2 protein-coding genes are annotated in these 1,042 nt (G+C 67.9%); both read right to left on the bottom strand.

The window, feature by feature from the left end; genetic code table 11:
* Positions 1 to 606, bottom strand: a 606-nt coding sequence (locus AB4Y86_RS19500) for an ROK family protein (RefSeq protein ID WP_441403763.1), incomplete at its 3' end; no start/stop codon positions are given.
* A gap of 52 nt (positions 607 to 658) precedes the next feature.
* Positions 659 to 1,042: M24 family metallopeptidase (locus tag AB4Y86_RS19495; protein ID WP_441403762.1), on the bottom strand; the 384-nt coding region annotated here is incomplete at its 5' end.

The following is a 1,042-nucleotide window of genomic DNA, read 5'->3' as shown; positions in this document are numbered from 1 at the left end:
CAGCAGCACGCTGTATTCGGTCCAGCTCAGGCCGTCGCGTTCACGGGCGACGGCGGAGGCCTTGCTCTCGGCGTCGAAGCCGTCAATTTCCAGGTGGCCCAGTTCGGCGTTAGGGACGAGTTTGCCGTTGAAGATGAACGCCGAACCGATGCCGGTGCCGAGGGTGATGACCAGGACGGTGCCGTGGACGCCTTCGCCGGCTCCGTAGCGCGCCTCGGCCAGGCCGGCGGCATCGGCGTCGTTGATGACCTCCACGGGACGGCCCAGGCGGGCCGTCAGCAGCGCGTCGATGTCCAGGTTCAGCCAGGAGTGGTCCACGTTGGCTGTGGAGTGGACGACGCCGTGCTGGATGATCCCGGGGAAGGTCACGCCCACCGGGGAATCCGACGGCGGGGCGTCGGGACGCTTGGACAGCTCCGCGACGACCTGCGCCACGACGCCGGCCACGGCCTCAGGGGTGGACGGCTGTGGGGTGGGCACGCGGACCCGGTCGCCTACCAGTTTGCCCTTCTTGAGGTCGACGATTCCGCCTTTGATCCCGGTGCCACCGATGTCGATGCCGATCAGGGGGGCGTTCTTCTTCGTCTTCTCGTCCTTGTTGGCCAATGGGGTTCCGTTCGTGGCAGGGGCGGGTGGCGCTTCGGGCGGTGTTGCGAAATCAGGGGAGGGTGAGGACCTCGGCGCCGGTCTCCGTGACCAGCAGGGTGTGCTCGAACTGGGCGGTCCGCCTGCGGTCGCGCGTCACGACCGTCCAATCGTCGGCCCACATGTCCCAGTCGACCGTGCCGAGCGTGAGCATGGGTTCGATGGTGAAGACCATGCCGGGTTCCATCACGGTGTTGTAAGCCGGGGCTGCGTCGTAGTGCGGGATGATCAGCCCGGTGTGGAAGGCCTCGCCGACGCCGTGGCCGGTGAAGTCCCGGACAACGCCATAGCCGAAGCGCTTGGCATAGGACTCGATGGTCCGGCCGATCACGTTGATTTCGCGGCCCGGTGCCACCGCCCGGATGGCGCGGCGCAGGGACTCCGCGGTGCGTTCGAC

The organism is Arthrobacter sp. 2YAF22_2 (genome assembly GCF_052114645.1).
Taxonomy (GTDB): domain Bacteria; phylum Actinomycetota; class Actinomycetes; order Actinomycetales; family Micrococcaceae; genus Arthrobacter.
The sequence above is the reverse complement of the archived record's forward strand: the minus strand, read 5'-3'. Positions and strand labels throughout refer to the sequence as shown.